This is a genomic window from Streptomyces himastatinicus ATCC 53653 (assembly GCF_000158915.1).
GTDB lineage: Bacteria > Actinomycetota > Actinomycetes > Streptomycetales > Streptomycetaceae > Streptomyces > Streptomyces himastatinicus.
In genome coordinates this window covers 8,202,051-8,207,704 of record NZ_GG657754.1, presented here as the reverse complement: position 1 = coordinate 8,207,704, position 5,654 = coordinate 8,202,051, and the positions used below count along the sequence as shown (strand labels likewise).

Below are 5,654 nucleotides of genomic sequence, written 5' to 3'. Positions count from 1 at the left end.
GCCGCCGCAGCGCCCGGCTCGTCCGCCCCCGGCTCCTGCTCATGCCCGGGCCGTACGCCCGGCATCGGCTCATTCATGCCCCCGACGCTACCGCGAAGAGGGCACGTCCCGACGGGGCGCGACCTGGGGTACCGTCGTCGGCGATGGCCACCTTGGAACAGTGCCGCGACGCACTCGACAAACTGGCGGAGAACCTCGCGGGCGCGAACGGGGACCTCCGCAGCGCCGCCGCGCTCGATCGCTCCGTGAGCTGCTGGATCACCGACCTCGACACGACCTTCATGGGCCGCCTCGTGGAGAGCCGCATCGAGGACGTGACGACCGCGCCCGGCCCCCCGCCGGAACGCGCCCAGATCCGGCTGACCATGTCCGGCGACGACCTGGTGGCCCTGGTCGACGGTGAGCTGCACTTCGCCCGGGCCTGGGGCAGCGGCCGGGTCAAACTGGAGGCCGGGCTGCTCGACCTGCTGCGGCTGCGGAAGCTGCTCTAGCCGCACGCACGGGCCGCCCTCAGGACTCCGTCGCCGCAGCGGCCAGCGGCTCATCCGCCGCCTCCGCCGCGTCTGCCACCTCCGCGGCCTTACGGGACTGGCGGGCGGCCGGTATGACCAGCGGCGTCCCCGTCTCCGGGTCGTCGATGACCTGGCAGCGCAGCCCGAAGACCCGCTCCACCAGCTCCGCCGTGACGATCTCCTCCGGCGCGCCCTCCGCGACGATCTCCCCGCCCCGCATCGCGATCAGATGCGTGGCGTAGCGGGCGGCGTGGTTCAGGTCGTGCAGCACCGCGACGAGGGTGCGGCCCTGCTCCTCGTGGAGCTGGGCGCACAGGTCGAGGACGTCGATCTGGTGCTGGATGTCCAGGTACGTCGTGGGCTCGTCCAGGAGCAGCAGCGGGGTCTGCTGGGCGATGGCCATGGCGATCCACACCCGCTGACGCTGCCCGCCGGACAGTTCGTCGACAAAGCGATCCCCCAGCTCCGCCACGCCGGTCGCCGCCATCGACTCCTGCACGATCCGCTCGTCCGTCTCCGACCACTGCCGCAGCAGACCCTGGTGCGGGTAGCGGCCACGGGCGACGAGGTCGGCGACGGTGATCCCGTCCGGGGCGATGGACGACTGCGGCAGCAGGCCGAGGGTGCGGGCCACCTTCTTGGCGGGCAGCGAACCGATCACCTCGCCGTCCAGCAGCACCGACCCCGCCGTCGGCTTGAGCATCCGGGACAGGGCGCGCAGCAGGGTGGACTTCCCGCAGGCGTTGGGCCCGACGATCACCGTGAAGGAGTGGTCGGGGATGGTGACCGACAGGTTCTCGGCGACGGTGCGCCGGTCGTACGCGAGGGTCAGCCCCTCGGCGGTGAGCCGCTGCCGGTCCGTCGTCTTGTCGCTGGAGCTGGTGCTGTTGCTGCTGGTGTTGTTGCTGCTGGTGCTGTTGCTGCTGGAAGCCACGGTCTGCCCGGTGTCCTTTTCCCTGTCGCCCTTGTCGCCCTTGCTGCCCTGGTTGCCCTTGCGTTCCGTCATATCCGCCCTGCCTTGCGCTCGGTCACCAGCAGCCACAGCAGATAGCCGCCGCCCAGCATCGCGGTCAGCGCCCCCACCGGCAGCTGGTCGGCACCGAAGGCCCGCTGCGCGGACCAGTCGGCGGTGACCAGCAGGGCCGCGCCCATCCAGGCCGCGGGAAGCAGATTGGGACCGGCGGAACGGGTCAGTCTGCGGGCCAGCTGCGGGGCGACGAGCGCCACGAAGGAGACGGGCCCGGCGGCGGCCGTGGCGGAGGCGGTCAGCAGGACGCCCGCGAACATCAGCACCAGCCGGGTCCGTTCGACCCGCACCCCGAGGGCGTACGCGCTGTCGTCGCCCATCTCCAGCATCCGCAGGGCCCGCGCCTGCCCGAGGACCACGGGCAGGAGGACCGCGCAGACGCAGGCCAGCGGCCAGACCTGGCTCCAGTCGCGCCCGTTGAGCGAGCCGGTCAGCCACACCACCGCGCGGGTGGCGTCGGGGAGGTCGGCCTTGGTGAGCAGATAGCCGTTGACGGCGGCGAGCATCGCGGTGGCGCCGATGCCGACCAGCACCAGCCGGTAGCCGTGGATGCCCCGCCGCCAGGCCAGCGCGTAGACCCCGACCCCGGTCAGCAGACCGCCGCAGATCGCACCGGCGGCGACCTCGGTCGGGTTGCCCTGGAAGAGGACGATCACGGTGAGCGCCCCGGCCGCCGAGCCCTGTCCGAAGCCGATCACGTCCGGACTGCCCAGCGGATTGCGGGAGATGGACTGGAAGACCGCCCCGGCCAGCCCGAGGGCCGCGCCGACCAGCAGCCCGACCAGGACGCGCGGCAGCCGGAGGTCGTGGACGATGAAGTCCTGGGCCATGGTGCCGTTCCCGGCGAGGGTGTTGAGCACATCGGCGGGGGCCATGGGGAAGTCGCCGGTGCCGATCAGGACCACGCTCATCGCCAGCGCCACGGCGAGCAGCAGCAGCCCCACGACCGCGCCGCGGACGTCCAGGCGCAGCGAGAGTCCGCCGGTGCGCAGCGTGACTCCGCTCGCCTTGGACGTGGTGCGCTTGCTCGCGTTCACAGTTCGGCCATCCTTCGGCGGCGTACGAGGTAGAGGAAGACGGGCCCGCCGACCAGCGAGGTGACGACGCCGACCTGGAGTTCGGCGGGCCGGGCGAGGACCCGCCCGATCACGTCGGAGCCCAGCAGCAGGACGGGCGACAGCACGGCCGCGTACGGCAGCGTCCACCGCACATCGGGTCCGGTGAGCGCCCGGACCAGGTGCGGAACCATCAGCCCCACGAAGGCGATCGGTCCGCAGGCGGCGGTCGCGGCCCCGCACAGCAGGGTGACGGCCAGCATGGACAGCGCCCGGGTGCGGACCAGGTTGGTGCCCAGGGAGCGCGCCGTGTCGTCGCCGAGCGCCACCGCGTTCAGCGAACGGCCGAGCAGCAGCGCCAGCACCACGCCGACCAGGAGGAACGGGGCCACCTGCCGGACCACGGTCATATTGGCGGAGGCGAGCGAACCGACCGTCCAGAAGCGCATCTTGTCGAGCGCCGCGCTGTCCAGCAGCTGTACGGAGTTGATGTAGCCGTAGAGCGCCGCGTACACGGCCGTACCCGCGAGCGCGAGCCGCACCGGCGTGGCGCCCCGGCTACCGCCGAGCGCGTACACCAGCACGGAGGCGATGGCGGTGCCGAGGAAGGCGAACCACACGTAGCCGGTCAGCGAGGTGACGCCGAGAAAGCTGATCGCCGAGACGACGGCGGCGGACGCGCCCGCGTTCAGCCCGAGCAGCCCGGGGTCGGCGAGCGGGTTACGGGTGAGGGCCTGAATGACCGCGCCCGCGAGCCCGAGGCCGACACCGACGAGCAGCCCGAGGAGGGTGCGCGGCAGCCGCACGTCCTTGACCACCACATCGGTGTCGCTGCCGGTGTAGTGGGCCAGTCCGTGCCAGACGTCCCCGAGCGCGATCGGTTTGGCGCCGATCGCGATGCTGGCGGCGGCGACGGCCACCAGCGCGCAAAGGGAGACGACGAGCCCGGCCGCTCGGCGTGCGGTGTGCCGGCGGGGTGGCGGGGCCGCCGTATCGGTCGCTGTCTCGGGTCCGGCTTTCGCCGGACTGACCAGGGTCACGCGGAACTCCACCTCACAGCACGGCCGATCAAGACTTAGGTTAGGTTACCCTAAGCCGTGCGTGCGGAATCCGGGCGGGCCTCCGCCCCCGGCCACATCACCCCAGGCCCCGGCCTCGTCACGCCCCCTGGCGGCGTCCGCTCACCACCCCGGCCCATGCGAGCCTCAGCCGGGTCGAGCCCGAGCCGGGTCCCGGCCGGGTCACAGCCCCAGCCGGGCCAATGCCTTCCCCGCGTCCGCGCCGCTCACACCCTCCCCCGCCTCGTCCCAGGCCGCCGCGCACAGTGCCCGCAGCCCGTCCAGCGGCTCATCGCCGTCCCCCTCCAGCAGCAGCACGCCGTCGGCCACCCGCGCCGTCCAACCGCCGCACCGGAAGCCACCATCGGACGGCTCGACGACCGGCTGGGGCGTCAGCAGTCCCCGCAAGTCGTGGTCCACATAGGCCGGACGGTGCTTGGGCTCCGCGGCCAGCAGCTGCGCCGGGGTCGTCACCCCGGTCAGTACGAGGAGCGAGTCGACCCCGCCCGCGTACGCGCCCTCGATATCGGTGTCCAGCCGGTCCCCCACCACCAACGGCCGCCGGGCCCCGGTCCGCAGGATCGTCTCGCGGTGCATCGGCGGCAGCGGCTTCCCCGCGACCTGCGGGTCCTGGCCCGTCACGATCCGTACGACCTCCACGCCCGCGCCGTTGCCCGGCGCGATCCCGCGGCCGCTCGGAATCGTCAGGTCCGTGTTGGACGCGTACCACGGCACCCCGCGCGCCACCGCGTAGCCCGCCTCCATCAGCCGCGCCCACGGCATGTCCGGCCCGCCGTACCCCTGGACCACCGCCGCCGGGTCGTCGTCGGCGGACTCCACCGGCAGCAGCCCGCGCTCGCGCAGCGCCACCCGCAGTCCCTCGCCGCCGATCACCAGCACCCGCGCGCCCTGCGGCAGCTGCTCGGAGATCAGCCGGGCGACGGCCTGCGCCGAGGTGATCACGTCCTCTGCCCCGGCGGGCACCCCGAGCCGGGTCAGATGCTCGGCGACGGCCTGCGGCGTGCGCAGCGCGTTGTTGGTCACATACGCCAGCCGCATCCCGCCGTCCCGCGCGGTGCCGAGCGACTCCACGGCGTACGTGATGGCCTCGCCACCCGCGTACACCACACCGTCGAGGTCCAGCAGTGCGGTGTCGTACGCCTCGTTCAGCGACCGCTGGCTGCCCTCGGGCGCGATCCGGACGGTCTGGTTCATGGGGGGACACTCTCCTCGCAGATCCATGCGTTCTCCCCCGATCATGGCGCATAGCCGACCGGGGCATAACATTCTCTAATGAGCACTTCAGGGCCTGGCGGGCAAGGTCTCCAGCTCACCCCCTTCCGGGGGCTGCGCTACGTCGCGGAACGGGTCGGCAGTCTCGCCGCCGTCACCTCACCGCCCTACGACGTGGTCGTACGCCCCGACGGTCTCCGCGAACTCGAGACCGCCGACCCTCACAACATCGTCCGCCTCATCCTCCCCCAGGCCGGCACCCCCGCCGACCGCCACCGGCAGGCCGCGGACACGCTGCGCCGCTGGCAGGCCGACGGCATCCTCGCGCCCGACCCCGAACCGGCCCTGTACGTCTACGAACAGCGCGACAGCCACATCCTCCAGCGCGGGCTGATCGGCGCCCTGCGGCTGAGCCCGCGCGAGGAGGGCGTCGTCCTCCCGCACGAGGAGGTCATGCCGCATATCGTCGAGGACCGCGCCGATCTGATGCGCGCCACCGCCGCCAACCTCGAACCCCTGCTGCTCGCCTACCGCGGCAGCGGCGGTGATACGGGGGACGGCGCCGCGCAGGTCATCGAACGCACCATCCGGCACGAGCCGTTGCTCTCCACCACCACCGAAGACGGCTTCGACCACCATCTGTGGCGGGTCACCGACCCGGCCGACCTGGTCGCGATCGCCGCCGATCTGCGCAACCACCAGGCCCTCATCGCCGACGGCCACCACCGCTGGGCCACCTATCTGCGGCTGCGCGAGGAGCGGACCGAGC

The 5,654-nt window shown here is 72.7% G+C and carries 6 protein-coding genes; 2 read left to right on the top strand and 4 right to left on the bottom strand.

Translation table 11 applies throughout. The features are described from left to right. The first annotated feature begins 143 nt into the window (after positions 1-143). On the top strand, positions 144-491 hold the full coding sequence (locus tag SSOG_RS35035) for a hypothetical protein (protein WP_009719006.1): 348 nt from the start codon (positions 144-146) through the stop codon (positions 489-491). Between the two features lie 19 nt (positions 492-510). Here the strand turns inward: SSOG_RS35035 and SSOG_RS35030 are convergent, their stop codons facing one another. The 4 genes from SSOG_RS35030 to SSOG_RS35015 form a co-directional block, all read right to left on the bottom strand. Beyond that, positions 511-1,518, bottom strand: a complete 1,008-nt coding sequence (locus SSOG_RS35030) for an ABC transporter ATP-binding protein (protein WP_009719005.1) — start codon at positions 1,516-1,518, stop codon at positions 511-513. Further along, positions 1,515-2,576: a FecCD family ABC transporter permease gene (locus SSOG_RS35025; RefSeq protein ID WP_009719004.1), complete on the bottom strand. Its 1,062-nt coding sequence runs from the start codon at positions 2,574-2,576 to the stop codon at positions 1,515-1,517. The genes SSOG_RS35030 and SSOG_RS35025 overlap by 4 nt, the downstream gene beginning before the upstream one ends. Then, positions 2,573-3,634, bottom strand: a complete 1,062-nt coding sequence (locus SSOG_RS35020; RefSeq protein ID WP_039939390.1) for a FecCD family ABC transporter permease — start codon at positions 3,632-3,634, stop codon at positions 2,573-2,575. The genes SSOG_RS35025 and SSOG_RS35020 overlap by 4 nt, the downstream gene beginning before the upstream one ends. A gap of 201 nt (positions 3,635-3,835) precedes the next feature. Beyond that, positions 3,836-4,867: an HAD-IIA family hydrolase gene (locus tag SSOG_RS35015; RefSeq protein WP_009719002.1), complete on the bottom strand. Its 1,032-nt coding sequence runs from the start codon at positions 4,865-4,867 to the stop codon at positions 3,836-3,838. Positions 4,868-4,945: 78 nt separating this feature from the next. Here SSOG_RS35015 and SSOG_RS35010 point away from each other — a divergent pair. Further along, positions 4,946-5,654 (top strand): DUF1015 domain-containing protein (locus SSOG_RS35010; RefSeq protein WP_009719001.1); only part of this gene is annotated, 709 nt, incomplete at its 3' end.